The organism is Patiriisocius sp., from assembly GCF_051252435.1.
Taxonomy (GTDB): Bacteria; Bacteroidota; Bacteroidia; order Flavobacteriales; family Flavobacteriaceae; genus Patiriisocius.
This window is the reverse complement of sequence record NZ_JBPOFW010000002.1, coordinates 432,330-450,969: the sequence shown is the minus strand read 5'-3', so window position 1 is coordinate 450,969 and position 18,640 is coordinate 432,330. Positions and strand designations below refer to the sequence as shown.

The 18,640-nt window shown below is 35.0% G+C and carries 20 protein-coding genes; 12 read left to right on the top strand and 8 right to left on the bottom strand.

Annotated features, from left to right (window positions below; genetic code table 11):
• Nucleotides 1–45 precede the first annotated feature (45 nt).
• The 4 genes from ACSHW7_RS07150 (at nucleotide 46) to ACSHW7_RS07135 (ending at nucleotide 2,732) form a co-directional block, all read left to right on the top strand.
• Entirely contained in the window at nucleotides 46–522 is a 477-nt protein-coding gene (locus ACSHW7_RS07150; RefSeq protein WP_435678648.1) for an Lrp/AsnC family transcriptional regulator, read from the top strand.
• Between the two features lie 88 nt (nucleotides 523–610).
• The gene (locus ACSHW7_RS07145; protein WP_435678647.1) at nucleotides 611–1,126 is read left to right on the top strand and encodes a DinB family protein; all 516 of its coding nucleotides are present in this window, start codon (nucleotides 611–613) and stop codon (nucleotides 1,124–1,126) included.
• Nucleotides 1,123–2,061, top strand: a complete 939-nt coding sequence (locus tag ACSHW7_RS07140) for a YihY/virulence factor BrkB family protein (RefSeq protein WP_435678646.1) — start codon at nucleotides 1,123–1,125, stop codon at nucleotides 2,059–2,061. The genes ACSHW7_RS07145 and ACSHW7_RS07140 overlap by 4 nt, the downstream gene beginning before the upstream one ends.
• 122 nt (nucleotides 2,062–2,183) lie before the next feature.
• Nucleotides 2,184–2,732 carry a type 1 glutamine amidotransferase domain-containing protein gene (locus ACSHW7_RS07135; RefSeq protein WP_435678645.1) on the top strand — a complete coding sequence of 183 codons (549 nt, stop codon included), beginning with the start codon at nucleotides 2,184–2,186 and terminating at the stop codon, nucleotides 2,730–2,732.
• A gap of 51 nt (nucleotides 2,733–2,783) precedes the next feature.
• Here ACSHW7_RS07135 and ACSHW7_RS07130 read toward each other — a convergent pair whose 3' ends face one another.
• Nucleotides 2,784–3,104: a hypothetical protein gene (locus tag ACSHW7_RS07130; RefSeq protein WP_435678644.1), complete on the bottom strand. Its 321-nt coding sequence runs from the start codon at nucleotides 3,102–3,104 to the stop codon at nucleotides 2,784–2,786.
• 53 nt (nucleotides 3,105–3,157) lie between these two features.
• On the bottom strand, nucleotides 3,158–4,237 hold the full coding sequence (gene aroB / locus ACSHW7_RS07125) for a 3-dehydroquinate synthase (protein ID WP_435678643.1): 1,080 nt from the start codon (nucleotides 4,235–4,237) through the stop codon (nucleotides 3,158–3,160).
• A 70-nt stretch (nucleotides 4,238–4,307) separates the two neighbouring features.
• On the opposite strand from aroB, the gene ACSHW7_RS07120 reads away from it, so the two are divergent.
• Nucleotides 4,308–5,480, top strand: coding sequence for a proline dehydrogenase family protein (locus tag ACSHW7_RS07120; RefSeq protein ID WP_435678642.1), 1,173 nt, complete (start codon nucleotides 4,308–4,310; stop codon nucleotides 5,478–5,480).
• Between the two features lie 34 nt (nucleotides 5,481–5,514).
• Here the strand turns inward: ACSHW7_RS07120 and ACSHW7_RS07115 are convergent, their stop codons facing one another.
• The 6 genes from ACSHW7_RS07115 to ACSHW7_RS07090 form a co-directional block, all read right to left on the bottom strand.
• Nucleotides 5,515–5,892 carry a hypothetical protein gene (locus ACSHW7_RS07115; protein ID WP_435678641.1) on the bottom strand — a complete coding sequence of 126 codons (378 nt, stop codon included), beginning with the start codon at nucleotides 5,890–5,892 and terminating at the stop codon, nucleotides 5,515–5,517.
• A gap of 139 nt (nucleotides 5,893–6,031) precedes the next feature.
• Nucleotides 6,032–7,231: an alanine dehydrogenase gene (locus tag ACSHW7_RS07110; protein WP_435678640.1), complete on the bottom strand. Its 1,200-nt coding sequence runs from the start codon at nucleotides 7,229–7,231 to the stop codon at nucleotides 6,032–6,034.
• Nucleotides 7,232–7,293: 62 nt separating this feature from the next.
• On the bottom strand, nucleotides 7,294–7,821 hold the full coding sequence (locus ACSHW7_RS07105; RefSeq protein WP_435678639.1) for a hypothetical protein: 528 nt from the start codon (nucleotides 7,819–7,821) through the stop codon (nucleotides 7,294–7,296).
• Nucleotides 7,766–7,903 carry a hypothetical protein gene (locus ACSHW7_RS07100; protein ID WP_435678638.1) on the bottom strand — a complete coding sequence of 46 codons (138 nt, stop codon included), beginning with the start codon at nucleotides 7,901–7,903 and terminating at the stop codon, nucleotides 7,766–7,768. Before ACSHW7_RS07100 ends, ACSHW7_RS07105 begins: the two co-directional genes overlap by 56 nt.
• A 203-nt stretch (nucleotides 7,904–8,106) precedes the next feature.
• Entirely contained in the window at nucleotides 8,107–8,523 is a 417-nt protein-coding gene (gene tsaE / locus ACSHW7_RS07095; RefSeq protein WP_435678637.1) for a tRNA (adenosine(37)-N6)-threonylcarbamoyltransferase complex ATPase subunit type 1 TsaE, read from the bottom strand.
• A gap of 91 nt (nucleotides 8,524–8,614) precedes the next feature.
• Nucleotides 8,615–10,165 (bottom strand): response regulator, encoded by a 1,551-nt coding sequence (locus ACSHW7_RS07090; RefSeq protein ID WP_435678636.1) that lies wholly within the window; start codon nucleotides 10,163–10,165, stop codon nucleotides 8,615–8,617.
• Nucleotides 10,166–10,401: 236 nt separating this feature from the next.
• Between ACSHW7_RS07090 and ACSHW7_RS07085 the strand changes: the two genes are divergently transcribed.
• The 7 genes from ACSHW7_RS07085 to ACSHW7_RS07055 all read left to right on the top strand — a co-directional run bounded on the left by ACSHW7_RS07085 (nucleotide 10,402) and on the right by ACSHW7_RS07055 (nucleotide 18,611).
• Nucleotides 10,402–11,628 (top strand): HD domain-containing protein, encoded by a 1,227-nt coding sequence (locus tag ACSHW7_RS07085; protein WP_435678635.1) that lies wholly within the window; start codon nucleotides 10,402–10,404, stop codon nucleotides 11,626–11,628.
• A gap of 102 nt (nucleotides 11,629–11,730) precedes the next feature.
• Entirely contained in the window at nucleotides 11,731–12,756 is a 1,026-nt protein-coding gene (gene lpxD / locus ACSHW7_RS07080; protein ID WP_435678634.1) for a UDP-3-O-(3-hydroxymyristoyl)glucosamine N-acyltransferase, read from the top strand.
• A complete protein-coding gene (locus ACSHW7_RS07075; protein ID WP_435678633.1) occupies nucleotides 12,749–14,155 on the top strand; it encodes a bifunctional UDP-3-O-[3-hydroxymyristoyl] N-acetylglucosamine deacetylase/3-hydroxyacyl-ACP dehydratase in 1,407 nt (468 codons plus the stop codon). The genes lpxD and ACSHW7_RS07075 overlap by 8 nt, the downstream gene beginning before the upstream one ends.
• Nucleotides 14,156–14,941, top strand: a complete 786-nt coding sequence (lpxA, locus tag ACSHW7_RS07070; RefSeq protein WP_435678632.1) for an acyl-ACP--UDP-N-acetylglucosamine O-acyltransferase — start codon at nucleotides 14,156–14,158, stop codon at nucleotides 14,939–14,941.
• Between the two features lie 91 nt (nucleotides 14,942–15,032).
• Nucleotides 15,033–15,599: an elongation factor P gene (gene efp, locus ACSHW7_RS07065; protein WP_435678631.1), complete on the top strand. Its 567-nt coding sequence runs from the start codon at nucleotides 15,033–15,035 to the stop codon at nucleotides 15,597–15,599.
• Nucleotides 15,600–15,687: 88 nt separating this feature from the next.
• On the top strand, nucleotides 15,688–17,145 hold the full coding sequence (locus ACSHW7_RS07060) for a hypothetical protein (protein WP_435678630.1): 1,458 nt from the start codon (nucleotides 15,688–15,690) through the stop codon (nucleotides 17,143–17,145).
• Nucleotides 17,146–17,171: 26 nt separating this feature from the next.
• Nucleotides 17,172–18,611 carry a hypothetical protein gene (locus ACSHW7_RS07055; protein ID WP_435678629.1) on the top strand — a complete coding sequence of 480 codons (1,440 nt, stop codon included), beginning with the start codon at nucleotides 17,172–17,174 and terminating at the stop codon, nucleotides 18,609–18,611.
• Nucleotides 18,612–18,640 lie beyond the last annotated feature (29 nt).

Here is an 18,640-nt window from a genome sequence, read left to right as displayed (position 1 = left end):
AACTTGAGTAAATTGAATAAATTTGACGTCACTAAAAACCTACAAATGAAATTCAAATTAGACCAAACAGACCAGAGTATACTTGACATGCTCATAGAAAATACAAGAACCCCATTTACCGATATTGCAAAGCAGCATGGTATCTCTGCAGGAACGGTACATGTTCGCGTAAAGAAAATGGAAGAAGCAGGGATTATTACAGGGTCTTCATTGCGATTAGATTATGAAAAGCTTGGGTATTCCTTTATTGCATATGTGGGAATATACCTGAATAAAACCTCGCAGACACAATTTGTTTTAGAACGAATTGCAGAAATTCCATTTGTAACTGTTGCGCATGTTACTACAGGCAAGTTCAATATTTTTTGTAAAATACGTGCTAAAAACACAACACATGCAAAAGATATAATTTATGCTATTGATGATATAGAAGGAGTTACGAGAACCGAAACCATGATTTCTCTAGAGGAAAGCATCAACGATAAAAAGAGATTGATGCATTCAATTTTTAGAACGTTATAGCATAATTAACATATATTTAAATTGGGACCCTTTGCATAACAGCAAAGGGTTTTTCTATCTTAGCGTATTTCATAATTAACGCTTAAAAATGAAACCATCTCAACTACAAACCACAGATTATATATCTTATTACAAAAATTACATTTCTTTAAATAGAGAAGCGACATTAGCGGAATTATTAGCTGATGGCATGCTGGCAACCGTAACTTTTTTTGAGAATATTCCGGCTGAAAAGCATGAATATCGCTATCGAGAAGGGAAGTGGACCCCGAAAGAAATTTTATTGCACCTTATCGATACAGAACGTGTTTTTGCATATAGGGCACTTGCGTTTGCGCGTAATCAAGGAGAGACTTTGCCAGGTTTTGATCAAGATATGTATGTAGCTAATAGCTTTGCTAATAAAAGTTCTATGGATTATTTAATCAAAGAATATGTAGCAAATAGAGCTGCGACAATTTTATTGTTTAAAGGAATGAGTGAGACTGTCTTGAGGCAAAAGGGTATTGCTAATGGGGGAGACCTTTCGGTGGCTGCAGCTGGGTTTATTATAAGCGGACACGAAATACATCACTGTAATGTGATGAAAGAACGTTATCTATGAAAAAAATCTTTACTTTTTTAAAAGACACCTACAACCATTGGGACAGCATTGACCCGTGGGCTACGAGCGCCATTATTGCGTATTATGCACTTTTCTCTATGCCTTCGGTTTTAATGATAAGTGTTTCGGTTGCTGGAATTTTTTTTGGTACCGAAGCGGTCACTGGAAGCCTTACAAGAGAGCTATCTGTATTAATGGGACAGGGAAGTGCCGAGGCGATTGAAAGCATGATTAAAAACGCTATGCTGGAAGATAGTGGCGTAATGACGTATGTAATCGGAATCGGGATGCTCGTTTTTGGAGCAACCGCCGTTTTTTTCCAACTTCAAAAAGCATTGAATGCTATTTGGGGCGTTCGTGCTAAAAGTTCTTCAATCATTGACACCCTAAAACGCCGAATGACTGCTTTTGGACTTGTTGCTGCTATCGCCTTTTTATTATTGGTTTCTCTTGGAGCGTCTGCTGTTATTGATGTTTTTAGTAATTATTTGGGTAGATATTATTCTGAAACCTCTGCGGTTATCGTGAAAGCTATAAATATTGTGCTCTCGCAACTTATAATTACAGCGCTTTTTGCAAGTATTTTCAGTATTCTTCCAGATGTTAAACTTAGATGGAAATATACGCTTCTAGGTGCATCTGTGACTAGTTTGCTCTTTCTATTGGGTAAATACGCGATTGGATTCTATTTTGCAAATTCAAATCCGGCATCTGTATTTGGCGCCGCGAGTGGTGTAGTACTTGTTTTGTTGTGGGTTTATTATTCCTGTCTTATTTTATTCTTTGGCGCGTCATTTACGGTAATTTGGACAAACTACCAAAACATTATCGTAGAGCCAACAAAAGATGCTACGATTTCCTATGCACGCGAACTTGCCGAACTTCAATCTTTTAAGGCAGCGGCCGAAATGCAACATGATCAAGAAACAGATTGAGTTTCATTATACTTCTCTTAACAAAGTTTAATATAACCTTAGCTTTAAATCCTAGTCATAGCTGGGCTTTAGCGTTATCTTTGGTATAAGTAAAAAGGAAAATTAATTTAAAAGAAACTATCATGAATAAGAGAATAGCAATATTAGCAACAAACGGATTTGAAGAATCTGAATTAAAATCACCAAAAGAAGCTATGGAAGCTGAAGGTTTTCAAGTTGAAATCGTGAGTTTAGAAAAAGGAAAAATTAAAGGTTGGAGTGATGGTAACTGGAGTAACGAATACACAGTTGATAAAACTTTGAGTGAAGTTACCGCAAAAGATTACAACGCATTAGTATTACCTGGAGGAGTAATAAATCCAGATACTCTAAGAAGAAACGAAAACGCCTTAGTATTTGTTAGAGATTTCTTTAAGCAACATAAACCAGTAGCAGCAATTTGTCACGCACCATGGACACTAATTTCTGCGGATGTTGTTAAAGGTAGAAAAATGACTTCATTCTCATCTATAAAAGATGATTTAATTAATGCAGGCGCTAATTGGGTTGACCAAGAAGTGGTTTGTGATGAAGCACTCGTTACAAGTAGAAATCCAAACGATTTGCCAGCATTTAATGCTAAACTTATCGAAGAGATAAAAGAAGGTAAACATGATATGCAACACGCATAATCAAAACTATAGATAAATTTAAAAGTCCCATTAAGGGGCTTTTTTTTATGTTTAAAAATCATCGTCTAATTCTTCCGATGGCTCATCGTCATCATCTAGTTTTTTCTCTGGAAGTTCTACTATAGGTTCATTCAATTCATCGTCTTCGTAGTCATCAACGTCAAAATTTGCCATCGACGTTTCGAGTCTTGAACTTACTTTTACTAAATAAATGGTGTCTTCAGTTCTTACCTCAACCGCTTCGACTATTTCGTTTTTAGCGTTTTTAAATTTAATTACGGCATCGTCATCATATCCATCAGGATATTTATCGACGAGCATAGAAAGAATTTCGGGTGTTAATTTTTTGAAATCTACAATGATACGTTTCATGATACTGGGTTCGTTTGATTTTTTAAAACTAGTAAAAAAATAAATACACCAAATTAATTTAGTGTAAAATTTTTATAAAATTCAAAAGCACTAAATATCAAAGCATTATCTACAATGCTGTCGTTTTGGCTTTCTCCATAATCCCTCAACAAAACAAACCGCACTTGTCCATTTCTATTTTTTTTATCATGTTTCAATAATTGTATGATAGCTTCAATGTCGTTATTGGTAAAGTTTACTTTTGGATATCGTTTTAGAAAAATCTGGGTGATTTGGGATAGTTCCGTTTTATCGAATTTTAAAATTTCCGAAGAAATATAAGTAGCTAAAATCATCCCGATTGCAATTGCCTCTCCATGGAGTAATTTTTCTTTTGATGGATTTGAAAGACAATATGATTCAATAGCATGTCCCAAAGTATGTCCATAATTTAAAGCCTTACGCTCCTTTTTTTCAAAAGGATCTTTGGTTACGATTTCATTTTTGATGAGAATGGATTGCCAAACAAGTCGATTGGTTATCTCTTTGTTTTTTAAACTGAAATCTTGCAGGTCCTTCCAGTATTTTTTACTTGAAATTAATCCGTGTTTTAGCATTTCAGCAAAACCCGAATTTATTTCATTATCCGGTAGTGAATTTAAAAATGAGGTATTGACGAGAACTATTTCGGGATTATTGATAATCCCTATTTGATTCTTTAAAGTTCCTAAATCAACTCCGTTCTTTCCACCGACAGAAGCATCCACCATTGCTAATAGGGAAGTGGGAACATTAATAAACGCAATACCGCGCATAAAAGTGGAAGCAACAAAACCACCCAAATCTGTCACTACGCCACCACCAAGGTTTATCAATAAACTAGAACGGTCAGCGCCTTTTTGGGATAATATATTCCACACCTCTAGACAAGTAGTGATGTTTTTATATTCTTCGCCTGGAGTAATTTGTATAACCGTTGCATTGTCTTTCAGTCCAGTTTTGTCTAAGAATTGAGGAAGACAATGCGTATTTGTGTGACTATCAACTAAAATGAAAATTGAAGATGGCACTAGTTTTTCAAGCGTTTTTTTTAATGCTGATCCATCGTCATTATTGAAATATATTGCGCCTTTATCTTTTTCTATTTGTAGCATAAACAAATTTAATAGGGTTGTTTCGGTAGCCATCAAAACTAACTATATTTGTCTACATTATATTTTAAATATGAAAACAAATTCTTGTTTTGATGATACAAAAACCGCGTTCACTCTTAAAAGTGATTCTGAATTAGAGCGCGCTTATTTTTTGTTCAAAATGATTTCAATGGAACCTTTGGTGCGCATTGGCACAGCAGCAACAAGGTTTGCTCTAAATTTACACTTACCGGTAGAAGGGCTTATTAGGTCTACAGTATTTGACCATTTTTGTGGCGGTATCAACGAAAAAGATTGTATGCCCACGGTGGATGCGCTTGACGAAGCCGGTGTTTTTTCAGTGTTGGACTATTCGGTAGAGGGAAAGGAAGATGAGGCTTCTTTTGATGCAACAATGCAAAAAGTGATAGATTTGACCAAGTTTGCGAAAAATAAAAGTGCAATGCCGTTTTCAGTATTTAAACCTACTGGCTTCGGAAAATTTAAAATTTGGCAAAAAGTAACTGAAAATCAACCATTGTCACCCACTGAAGAAAAAGAATGGGAAGCGATTAAACAACGTTATGAAAATGTTTGCCAAGTTGCTCACACTTGCGATGTTGCATTGTTGATTGACGGAGAAGAGTCCTGGATGCAAGATGCAGCTGATGACTTGTGTGAAACAATGATGCAAAAATACAATACTGATAAGGCTATTGTTTTTAACACCTTACAATGTTATCGTTGGGACCGTCTTGACTATTTGAAGGAGCAACATGCAAGAGCAAAAGCAGGTGGCTATAAGCTGGGATTTAAGGTAGTGCGTGGTGCTTATATGGAAAAAGAAAATGACCGTGCGGAAGATAAAGGATACCCCACGCCCATTTGTGCCAGTAAAAGCGCTACGGATGATAATTTTAACGCGGTGATGAATTATATCCTAGACAACTTAGAGGACATCTCCTTATTTCTAGGTACTCACAACGAAATAAGCAGTTATATGGCGATGGAAATAATGAGTCAAAAAGGATTGCTCATAAACGACAGGCGTATATGGTTTGGGCAATTATATGGTATGAGTGATAACATTAGTTTTAACCTTGCGGCCGAAGGTTACAATGTTGCAAAGTACATTCCATTTGGACCTGTGAAAGATGTGATGCCTTATTTGATAAGACGTGCTGAGGAAAATACATCGGTCGCAGGGCAAACAAGTAGAGAACTTAATTTGCTTAAAAAAGAAAAAGAAAGACGCAAAATTTAAAATTTTGAGCGTTCAGCAACAAGTCTTAAACTATTTACCTTTTACTAATCTCTGCCTGCAATACAGTCGCAATACTATCACAATTTTCAATGCGAAGTTTTAGGTTTTTTTCTGAAACTACACCCACAACAACATATTGTTTGCAGGAATCTAGTTTTGTATTACTTTCAGAAAAAAGGACGTCGCCATTTTTAAGTAATTTAGAAATAGCCGAGGTATCTAAGTCATTAGCTCGCAAAGCGGAAACGGTAGCTTCAGAAAATTTGCGTTCTTTAATTCTTATGTTTTTTAGTGTTCTTGAATTAGGGCCATAATCGCACCCGGTTTTCTTTCCACCTAAAAAAAACATGAGCAACACAATACCGATTGCAAATCCTACACCGTAAAATGAAATACGCTTAATCAAATTCATAGAAGTAACAAATTAAAATAACGAATGAAAATCGCTTTCTGAAAATTAAAAAGGCAAAGATACTTTCATTTTAATTCCAAAGTAAGTTTAAGTCTAATATTTCCGAAGAGAAAAAGAAAATAAAAATAGGGAAGAGGGTTTAAAACATCAATAAGTTTAAATCGCTGTACGGCATATCAAACAAATTACCCACTTGTTCATTGGTTAAAATACCCCTGTAGAAATACAAGCCGCACTTAAGTCCTTGATCAAATCTAATGGCTTGTTCAAGTCCACCGGACTCTGCGATTTCAAGTAAATAGGGAGTGAAAATATTACTGATTGAGATTGATGCGGTTCGAGGATAACGAGCTGGGATATTAGGCACACCGTAATGAATCACACCATGAGTAATATGTGTTGGGCTGTCGTGTGTTGTCATTTGTGTAGTTTCGAAACAACCGCCCATATCAACACTCACATCAATAATCACTGCGCCTTCTTTCATTTTTTCTACTAAATCCTCAGTGACAATTATTGGAGAGCGATTTTTGCCTCTTACTGCTCCAATGGCTACGTCGCAGCGTCGTAATGCTTTTAATAAATTTTTTGGTTGGATGGTGGATGTGTAAAGCGTACACCCAACATTTGATTGGAGTTGCCTCAATCTTGTAATAGAGCTGTCAAAAACCTTAACGTTTGCACCAAGCCCCAAAGCAGAGCGCACTGCGTATTGACCTACCGTACCTGCGCCTATAACAACAACTTCAATAGGTGGAACGCCGCTAATATTTCCGAAGAGTAAACCTTTTCCTTTTTTTGCATTTACCATCAACTCGGCCGCAATAAGAACCGATGCGGTTCCAGCAATTTCACTAAGTGCTTTGACAGCAGGGTAGGAGTGGTCTTCATCTTTGATAAACTCAAAAGCGAGTGCCGTTATTTTCTTTCTTTGAAGAGTTTTAAAATATTCTTTTTGGCGTGTTTTGAGTTGGAGCGCTGAGATGAGAACCGTTTTTGGATTGATCATTTTAAGTTCTTCAATAGTAGGTGGTTCTACTTTTAAAATGATGGGGCAGCCAAACACTTTTTTAGTGTCATTTGTAAGTTCTGCTCCAGATTCGCTGTATTCTTTATCCGAAAATCCAGCTTCAAGACCTGCTCCACGTTCAACCAATACGCGATGTCCATTAGCCACAACGGCACCAACTGCATCTGGTGTTAAACAAATTCTTTTTTCCTGAAAATAGATTTCTTTTGGAAGCCCGATGTATAATTCTCCTTTTTGTTTAGAGATTTCGAGCATTTCTTCCTGCGGAAGCAATTGTTCCTTAGTAAATGGAGAGGTTGGGTTTGCCATTGATAGTTGGGTTAATAACAGTCAATGTACGGATTAAAAATGTAAAAATGAAATTTGGAAATCTATCTAAATAAATCTTTTATTTGTTGCCAGATAGTTCTTTTTCTAAGAAGTTCTTCTTCGAAAGCCTCTAAATCATTACCTCTAATTTTGGAGAACAACTTGGCTCTAATTAGATAGACAAATGGTACAAGAACCATCATTAATGGAAATATATATATAAGTTCAAGTTCATCATAGCCGCCATTCTCATTAACTAATCCCCAAATTTGAAATGCATACATTGCAATTGGGACTAATAAAATCCAATGCCACCAATGCTTACATGTGAAAAACCATAATAATAGAAGGTAAAAGGGTATGATTTTATTTGCTAAATACCAGGCATAGCTAATCCAATCTGGAAATTCAGTTTTCCATAAAAAATAAGAAGTTTCCCAAATTTGTTTATCTGGGAAACTTTTATAACTGTAAAAAAGCACAGGAGATAAAGCAATTAATAGAACCACAATACCCCCAACAAAAAGGGATTTTTTACCCGTTTTGCGCTGGTCTGAGTTTGTTATCGACTTGTTGTTCTGTGTTGTCATTTTCAAGATTTTCAGGAGTGCAAGATGCAAATAATCCCATTCCGAAAATTGCTACGATACATAAAGTTTTTAGGGTTCTCATAATAGTTTGTTTTTGTGAGGTTAATATTATTAATTTGTGAGGTTTATACCACAAATCTATCCTAAAAAAACACAAGTCGCTAAAATACCTTTGGCGTATCTTTATGGGTTTTTCATAACTCAAATGGAAAATACCTAAGATATATATAAGATTTGGGACTATTACTTAGAGAATACGTACTATTATGTGTGTCGTGTAGCAATTTATTTCACTGGCTCAAGGGTTAAAGTTCTACTTCCGTCTGTATTTTTTATTAGTTTTATAACTGTGTGTTGCACTGGAATATGACTAGAAATTTTTTCTGGCCACTCAATAAAATTATAATTTCCAGAACTTAAATATTCCTCTATTCCAAAATCCAAAGCTTCATTTTCATCTTCTATACGGTAACAATCAAAATGATATAACATATCATTTGATGCTGTTTCGTATTCATTTACAATTGAAAAGGTAGGGCTTGTGAGTGTGGTTGTAACTCCAAGTTGTTTTGCTATTTCTTTAATCAACGTTGTTTTTCCAACTCCCATCTGTCCATAAAACAAAACAGTTTTAGATGGTAATGCATCTATTACTTGTTTGGCAACGCTGGGGATTTCGTGAGCTGTAAATATCAATTTCATCGATTAAATGACACAAATATAAGATTTAATGTAAAACATGCACGATTTTACAGGTTAAATGTACGTTAATAAGAAAAATCTTACATAATTTTTATTTTGGAGACAATGTAACAAACGGTATAATCATCTCCTCAAGGCTCACTCCACCGTGTTGGTAGGTGTTTCTGTAATAACTCACGTAGTGATTATAATTATTAGGATATGCAAAAAATAAGTCTCCTTTTGCAAATATAAAGGAGCTACTCATGTTTATTCTAGGTAAATGTATCGTCCCAGGATCTTTTGCGGCTAATACATCTTTATCTTCGTAGGTTAGACTCTTTCCTGTTTTGTAACGAAGGTTAAGACTTGTGTTTTTATCACCTATTACCTTCGACGGATTTTTTACATTAATCGTTCCGTGGTCTGTTGTGATAATTAATTTAAAGCCTAGTTGGGCTGCCTGCTGAATAATATTCATCAACGGCGAATTTTTAAACCAGCTCTGTGTTAAAGATCTATATTTTTTGTCGGTGGAAGCTAATTCTTTAATTACTTCCATTTCGGTTTTAGAGTGAGAGATAATGTCAACAAAATTATAAACAATAACAGTCAAATCTTCGTCCTTATGGCTCTTAAAATTGTCTGCTAATTTATTTCCTTGCTTTAAGCTTGAAATTTTGTGATAACTCCAATTGATATCCATTCCCAAACGCTTTAACTGCGCCTCAAGAAATTTATCCTCATACATGTTTTTTCCACCTTCTTCAGTATCGTTCAGCCAATAACTAGGGTGTAATTTTTCCATATCACTCGGCATAAGCCCACTAAAAATAGCGTTACGCGCATACTGAGTTGCTGTTGGTAGAATGCCGTAATACATTTCCTCTGTGTTCTTTTTGTAGCTGTTTGCTATAAAAGGTTCAAAAGCTTTCCATTGGTCGTAACGCAAATTGTCAACGACAACTAACAGCGTAGGTGCTTCTTTTGAAATATGCGGAACTACTTTTTCTCTAAATAGCGTGTGTGACATCGTAGGTGCATCTGCGCTCCCATCAAACCACTTAGGATAATTTTTATCGATGAATTTACAGAACTGCGTATTTGCTTCTGTTTTTTGGGATTCTAAAATCTCGAACATTCCATTATCTTCAATATCCTCAAGTTCTAATTCCCAATACACCAATTTTTGGTACATATCTGCCCATTCCTCAAAGGTATTTACCATAGAAAGATCCATCGCAATTTTTCTGAACTCCTGCTGGTAATTTGAAGTTGTTTTTTCTGAAATAAGCCTAGAGTGATCTAGATTCTTTTTAAGGCTCAATAAAATCTGATTTGGATTTACCGGCTTGATAAGATAATCGGCAATTTTCGATCCAATCGCCTCCTCCATAATATATTCTTCTTCACTCTTCGTTATCATCACTACGGGAAGCGAAGCATTTATTTCTTTCAATTCCTGAAGCGTTTCAAGACCCGTAAGACCTGGCATATTTTCATCAAGAAAAACGATGTCAAAATTTTGTTCTCGTATTTCTTCGAGCGCTTCGGTTCCACTTTGGGCAGTCGTCACATTATAATTCTTTTTTTCAAGAAACATAATATGTGGTTTCAACAAATCAATCTCATCATCTACCCATAGTATTTTTATTTCGCTCATAATTTTATATTTATCTGGTTCTTTTTGCTGTTGTTTAATCCTTAAATATTTCTTCGGAAATTTAAAACAGTCACTTTAGTTGCTATTGTTTGAAAACAGAAGTTTAGTTGTTTTCTATATAACATTTCCGAAGCCATAAAACTTCATTTATAACAACCGATTCCTTAAATTTACCTCAAAATTACTGCCGAAAAATTCAGTAGTAATCATCATCATTCATAAAACTTAGTTAATAGTTGGGAAAAAGAAATTCACTTAAAATAGTAAACGACCCAATCTATGGTTTTATTACTATTCCTGGCAGGCTCATTTTTAAATTAATTGAGCACCCATACTTTCAACGGTTGCGTCGTGTTTCGCAAATGGGGATGTCTTATATCGTTTATCCCGGTGCACATCACACACGTTTTCATCACGCGCTCGGTGCCATGTTTTTAATGAACAAAGCTGTTGAAGTACTTATTTTTAAAGGGATTAAAATTTCAGAAGAAGAAAAAGAAGCCTTGCTCATCGCCATACTTTTGCACGATATTGGTCACGGTCCTTTCTCCCATGCAATGGAACATAGCATTGTTGAAAACATTACTCACGAGGAAATTTCGCTCCTATTTATGGAGGCCCTAAACAAGGAATTTAACGGGAGTTTAACATTGGCTATTGCAATTTTCAAAAACGAATACCACCGCAATTTTCTACATCAACTAATTTCTGGGCAACTCGATATGGACCGGTTAGATTATTTGCGTCGTGATAGTTTTTACACGGGGGTGAGCGAGGGCTCTGTAAATAGTGAGCGTTTGATTGCTATGCTCAATGTGGTTGATGACTCGCTAGTTGTGGAGGAAAAAGGGATATATTCGGTTGAAAAATTTATTGTTGCTCGGCGTTTGATGTATTGGCAGGTGTATTTGCATAAAACGGGAATAGTAGCAGAGCAGTTGTTGATGCGCGTCCTTAAAAGGGCCAAGGAATTAACACAAAATGGAGTTTCGCTAAAAGCAAGTACAGATTTGGATTATTTTTTAAATACTTCGGTGGAGATTACTGATTTTAATGATGAAGTCCTTCGGAAATTTTCAAAATTGGACGATTACGATATTATAGGAGCAATGAAATCTTGGCAATACCATGACGATTTTGTGCTTCGGGAACTTTCGTTAATGCTCTTAAATAGAGATTTGCTGAAAGTGAAATTAAAAAAGAAGAAGATTTCAGAAGTTAAAATTTCCGCAGAAAAAGAAAAAGTGATGCACCAACACAACCTTTCTGCTCATGAAGCATCTTATTTTGTGTTTACGGGTTCTATCTCTAATCAAGCCTATAGAATGGATAAAGACACCATTAATTTAGTGACCAAAACAGGCAAAGTGATAGACGTAGCAAAGGCTAGCGACCAGCTAAATCTTGAAGCGTTGTCAAACGAAGTAGTTAAATATTATCTATGTTATCCTAAAAAGAATTAATTGCACTTTTTTCCTATTTTTGCAAATGAACGTTCAAGGCAATAATAGTATAGTCATTAAAATGTTTCAAACAGCAACATTGCGTTCTAACGTAACCAATAAATGAAATTTACAGCACAACAAATAGCGGGCATTTTAGAGGGAGAAGTGGATGGTGACGATGGAGCCGAAGTGTCAAAACTAGCTAAAATAGAAGAAGGCGTAACGGGCTCACTTACGTTTTTAGCAAATCCGAAATATACTTCTTACATCTATTCTACAAAGGCCTCGATAACTATTGTGGGTAAGGATTTTGTTGCAGAAAACCCTTTAACAACTACATTGATTAGAGTTGAGGATGCTTACAAATCGTTTTCTCAACTTTTAGAATATTACAACCAAGTAAAGATGAATAAAACAGGAATTGAACAACCTGTGTTTATTTCAGAAAGCGCAAAAATGGGTGATGACATCTATCTTGGCGCTTTTTCTTATATTGGCGAGAATGTTACCATAGGTAAAGGCGCAAAAATTTATCCCAATGTATATATAGGAGATAATGTAACGCTTGGAAATGACGTTGTTATTTTTGCGGGTGCTAAGATTTATTCTGAAACCGAAATAGGAAACAACTGTGTTATCAATAGCGGCGTTATCATTGGTGCTGACGGATTTGGATTTTCACCGAACGAAAAAGGAGAATTTACTAAAGTACCTCAAACAGGTAATGTTGTCATAGAGGATAATGTTGATATTGGTGCTGGTACTACGATTGATAGAGCTACTTTAGGCTCAACCATTATAAGAAAAGGAGTGAAACTGGATAATCAAATCCAGATTGCACATAATGTAGAAATTGGAAAGAATACAGTAATAGCTGCACAAACTGGTATAGCAGGTTCGACAAAAATTGGTGAGAATTGCCTTATTGGCGGCCAGGTAGGTTTTGCCGGTCACTTAGTTATTGGAGACAACGTTCGCATTCAAGCCCAAAGTGGTATAGGTAGAAATATTAAAGACGGAGAAACTTTACAAGGTTCACCAGCATTCAATTATAGTAGTTTTAGTAAAAGCTATGTACATTTCAGAAATCTTCCAAAAACAATGGAACGATTTAATGCTATCGAAAAACAATTAAAAGATGAGTAAACCCCTTGTACAACAATGTACGATTAAAGAAGAAATTTCGCTTACTGGTGTAGGATTACACACGGGTAATGAAGTAACACTTACATTTAAACCCGCGCCTGTTAATACGGGGTATGTATTTGTTCGCGTGGACTTAGATGGTTCCCCTAAAATAGAGGCAGATGCTAATTATGTGACAAATACTCAGCGAGGAACTAACCTAGAAAAAAACGGAGTTAAAATCCAGACTTCAGAACACGTGCTAGCTGCGTTAGTGGGTTTAGAGGTTGATAATTGTATTTTAGAAATCAATGCTGCTGAGCCTCCCATAATGGACGGTTCGTCAAAATATTTTGTTGAAGCTATTGAAAAAGCTGGCATTGAAAAACAAGATGCCGAGCGAGAAGAATATATTATTACTGAAGTGATTACCTATCTTGATGAAGAAACAGGAAGTGAGATTACCTTAATACCTTCTGAAAACTATCAAGTAACTACGATGGTTGATTTTGGCACTAAAGTTTTGGGAACTCAAAATGCTTCTATAAAGCATCTTTCAGAATTTAAAGCCGAAATTTCAGACTCAAGAACCTTTAGTTTTTTACATGAAATTGAAACGTTGCTAGATCGTGGGCTTATTAAAGGCGGTGATTTAAACAATGCCATTGTCTATGTTGATAAGGAATTATCACCAAAAACTATGGAAAAATTACGCCATGCTTTTGGGAAGGATAAAATTTCAGTTAAACCAAATGGAATTCTTGACAACTTAACATTACATCACCCCAACGAAGCTGCACGTCACAAACTGCTTGATGTAATTGGCGACTTGGCACTTGTGGGAACAAGAATTAGAGGAAAAGTAATTGCAAACAAACCAGGACACCACGTCAATACTGAGTTTGCAAAAAAACTTTCTAAAATTATTAAAACCGAAAAGAGACAAGGAATCCCTAAGTATGATATTACAAAAACTCCCGTAAAAGATGTAAACGCTATTATGGAAATGTTGCCACATCGCCCGCCATTTTTATTGGTGGATAAAATTATGGAGTTGAGTGATACACATGTTATCGGATTAAAAAATGTGACCATGAACGAGCCGTTTTTCGTGGGTCACTTTCCAGGGACTCCAGTAATGCCAGGTGTTCTCATTGTAGAGGCGATGGCTCAGACCGGTGGAATACTCGCCTTGAGCACAGTTCCAGATCCCGAAAATTATTTGACATTCTTTATGAAAATAAACAATGCCAAATTTAAACAACAAGTAAACCCGGGAGATACCTTGATTTTTAAGCTCGAATTAATCACGCCAATTCGCAGAGGTATTGTACATATGAAGGGGAACGCATATGCTAACGACAAGTTAGTAACTGAAGCCGAACTGATGGCTCAGATTGTAAAAACTAAAAACAACTAGATGAACCAGCCACTAGCTTACGTCCATCCGGGCGCAAAAATTGCAAAGAACGTAGTTATTGAACCTTTTACCACGATACATAATAACGTGGTTATCGGTGAAGGAACTTGGATAGGTTCAAATGTGACTATTATGGAAGGTGCTCGTATAGGTAAAAATTGTAATATTTTTCCAGGCGCAGTAATTTCAGCAATACCGCAGGATTTAAAATTTCAAGATGAAGAGACTACTGCTGTAATTGGAGATAACACTACCATTAGAGAATATGTTACTATTAATAGAGGTACTATTGATAGGGGCAAAACAGTAGTAGGAAATAACTGTTTGATTATGGCTTATTGCCACATTGCACACGATTGTATCGTAGGTAATAATTGTATTTTTTCAAATAGTAGCACCCTCGCGGGTCATTGCACGGTGGGTGATTTTGTAATCCTTGCCGGTATGACAGCGGTTCATCAGTTTTGCACTATTGGTAATCATGCTTTTGTAACAGGGGGATCGTTAGTGCGTAAAGATGTACCGCCATTTGTAAAGGCTGCAAGAGAGCCATTATCTTATGTGGGTATCAATTCTATTGGTTTACGACGTAGAGGTTTTAGTTCGGATAAGATTGGAGAAGTTCAGAATATTTATAGATTATTATATCAAAAAAACTATAATACTACCCAAGCTTCGGAAATTATTGAGGCCGAATTTGAAGCAACTCCGGAGCGTGATGAAATTTTACAATTTATCAAAAACGCAAAACGGGGCATTATGAAAGGTTATTTTAGTAATAACTAGCACATTTCAGAAATAGAAACAATATGACTTCCTAAAAACACTTTGGGATTCTAAATAATAATTAAAATATACCCTTTTATGGGGAAATGCTATGGCAACAAGTTCAGATATTAGAAACGGATTGTGCATAAAGTACAACAACGATATTTACAAAGTGATTGAGTTTTTACACGTAAAGCCAGGAAAAGGGCCAGCGTTTGTAAGAACAAAACTAAAGAGTGTGACCAACGGAAAAGTGATTGATAACACATTTTCAGCAGGGCATAAAATTGACGATGTACGTGTTGAGACACATAAATTTCAATTTTTGTATAGTGACGGAGATTTCTATCATTTTATGAATGAAGCAGATTATACGCAAATTAGATTAGTTGAGGCTGCGCTTGATAAGCCAGAGTTAATGAAAGAAGGTGAGGTCGTAACTGTAATCATCAACACAGAGAACAATGCGCCACTATCCGTTGAATTACCTGCAAGTGTAATTCTGGAAGTTACTTCAACAGAGCCAGGAGTTAAAGGAAACACGGCTACAAATGCAACAAAACCGGCAGTAGTTGAAACGGGAGCAGAGGTAAACGTTCCTTTATTTATTAACGAAGGCGACAAGATAAAAATTGAAACAGAAAAAGGCACTTATAAAGAGCGTGTTAAGGAGTAATTGATTTTGAATAATAATTAATAAATTTTAACATCCAATACTAATTAAAAGGTATTGGATGTTTTATTTTCGTCAAAAAAAATTAAAAATGAAATACAGAATATTATTATTTGTCAGCTTACTAGGACTATTATCAAGCTGTGTAGGAGATGACGCTCCTATGGTCGAAGACGAGACAGAAGATGGGGTAACAACAACGATTACTGAAATCACTAACATCACAGATTTTGAAGCACAAGTAAATGTATCTATGGAAAACGGTACTTCAAATACAATTACGGAGCGCGGAGTTGTCTATGGGTTAGAAAATAATCCAACGGTTGATGATACTAAAATTATTGATACTGGTAGTCAAAATACATTTAGTGCGAATATTACTGGATTGTCATCGGCAACTCAATATTTTGTGAGGTCTTATTTTATTGTGGGTGGAGATGCGAGTTATAGTGGGGGTAGTGAGTTTGAAACTACAGATTCTTGTTCGGAAAATGTGTTTACAGGAGATGTAAGATTAGAAACTCAAGCAGAATTACAGGCTTTTGGCGCCATGGGATATTGTAAAATAGACGGTACTTTGCGAATAGGCACTATACTCAATGACAATGATAGAATATCAAACTTGAGCTCGTTGTCATCTATAAGAGAAGTTCAAAATTTGTTAATTGTTAACACTTTAGTTTCAAATCTTGATGACATAGAAATCACATCTTTGGGTAGACTTCTTTCAGTTATGGAAAATGAAAATTTGACGAACATAAACAAACTTAATAATATAAGTTTTGTTGCGCTAGGTCAATTAATTATTAGCGAGAATCCTATTTTAACATCAATCGATGGTCTTGTAAATGTTAATAGTTTAGGGTCAACATCTTTTGGCGACCCAGAACTATTAATTAGAGATAACGATTTGCTTGAAAATCTTGATGGATTACAAAACCTGATTTCTATCGGAGGTCTTGGGTCTGTTTTTATTGATGGAAATCAAAATTTAACAAACATCGATGCATTATCTAATATAGAAAATGTGACATCTGATTTTGGAATAAGTATAAATATAAGTAATAATGATTCATTAGAAAATATAGATGGTATTTCAAGCATTACAGATTGTTTTTCAATAAATATAGAAAATAATGATGCCCTTGTTAGTGTAGAAGGTATAAGTGGATTTGAGAATTTATATTCTTTCTTTTTAGAGGATAATGATAGCCTAAATAGTTTGCAAACAAATATCCCCATTGGTGAAGGTGCTGCCTTGGTAATTACAAACAACAACAATCTATTGGACATTAATGGATTAGAATCTGTGGGTAAATTGTTTTCGGCTAGGATTTCAGGTAACAATTCGCTCATTAGTTTAGATGGATTAAATAACCTTGTAGAAATTGAATTTGAGTTTGAGGTAAGAAACAATTCTAATTTAGATGATTTTTGCTCAATTACTAATCTAATTACATCTGGAGGACTATTAGGAAACTATATTGTAAATGACAACGCCTACAACCCAACCCAACAAGACATTATTGATGGTAATTGTAGTCAGTAAGTGATAATTGTTAAAATTTTAATACTATGAAATACAGAATATTATTATTTGTCAGCCTATTAGGATTACTATCAAGCTGCGGTGGAGATGACGATACTCAAATGGAAGAGTCACAAGTAATCTCAACAACGATTACTGAAATCACAAACATCACAGATTTTGAAGCACAAATAAATGTATCGATGGAAAACGGTACTTCAAATACAATTACAGAGCGTGGAGTTGTCTATGGATTAGAAAATAATCCTACGGTTGATGATACTAAAATTATTGATAGCGGGAATCAAAATAATTTTAGCGTTAATATTACTGGCTTGACATCTGCAACTCAATATTTTGTGAGATCTTATTTTATTGTGGGTGGTGATGTGAGTTATAGTGGGGGTAATAATTTTGTGACCACTGATTTATGTGGGCAAAATGTATTTGAGGGTCTTGCATATTTAAAAACTCAAGCTGAAGTTGAAGCTTTTGGTGCAATGGGATATTGTAAAATAAACGGAAATTTGTTGCTAGGCACTATTATAGAAGATGATGATAAAATTACAGATATTTCTTCTTTATCTTCAATTAGAGAGGTTCATAGGCTTAGAGTCAATAACACACTTTTATTTAATCTAGATCAACTCGAAAACTTGACTGAGACCGATGTAGTTTCTATTAATTATAACGATAATTTGTTAAATGTTGATGGTTTAGAAAACTTAAACACATCTGTAAGTAATGTTCAAATTTCAAATAATCCAGCATTAGAAAATATCAATGGACTTTCTAATTTATATTTTGATGGAGATTTTTTTGAATATATTTCGATATCAAGAAATGAAAGCCTCTTAAATATAGACGGTCTAAGTGGTTTTAAAGATTTAAGTTCGTTCAATATAGGAGGAATTACAATTTCTGAAAATCCATTAATAACAAATATTGACGGTTTATCAAATTTAATAAATGTTAATGATTGCAGTATTTCTATATTTAACAACGATGCATTATTAAGTATAGACGCTTTGTCAAATATTACAAATTCACAAGTTATTGATGTTAATATTAGTGATAACCCAGTTTTGACTAATATAAATGGTGTTTCGGGTATGACTTCAATTCTTTCACTTAATTTGAGAAATCTACCTTTATTAACTTCGCTAACCCCATTAAGTAATACTACTATTATCAGCAACGTCAATATTTCATCTAATGATGGTTTAGTTAGTCTTGAGGGTTTGTCTAATTTAGAAAATTTACAATCTATCATAATTAATGAAAATAATAATATTTTAAATTTGAATGGTTTAAATTCTTTAAGTTCAAATTTGTCCTTATTTCGTGTAAAATCTAACGCCTCATTATCAAATTTTTGCAGTTTAGTCATTCCATTTCAGAATATAAATATTGAGCAATACAATGTTTCAGACAACGCGTACAACCCAACCCAACAAGACATTATTGATGGTGATTGTAGTATTTAAAAGGTTGTAATCAAATTAATATAAAAGAA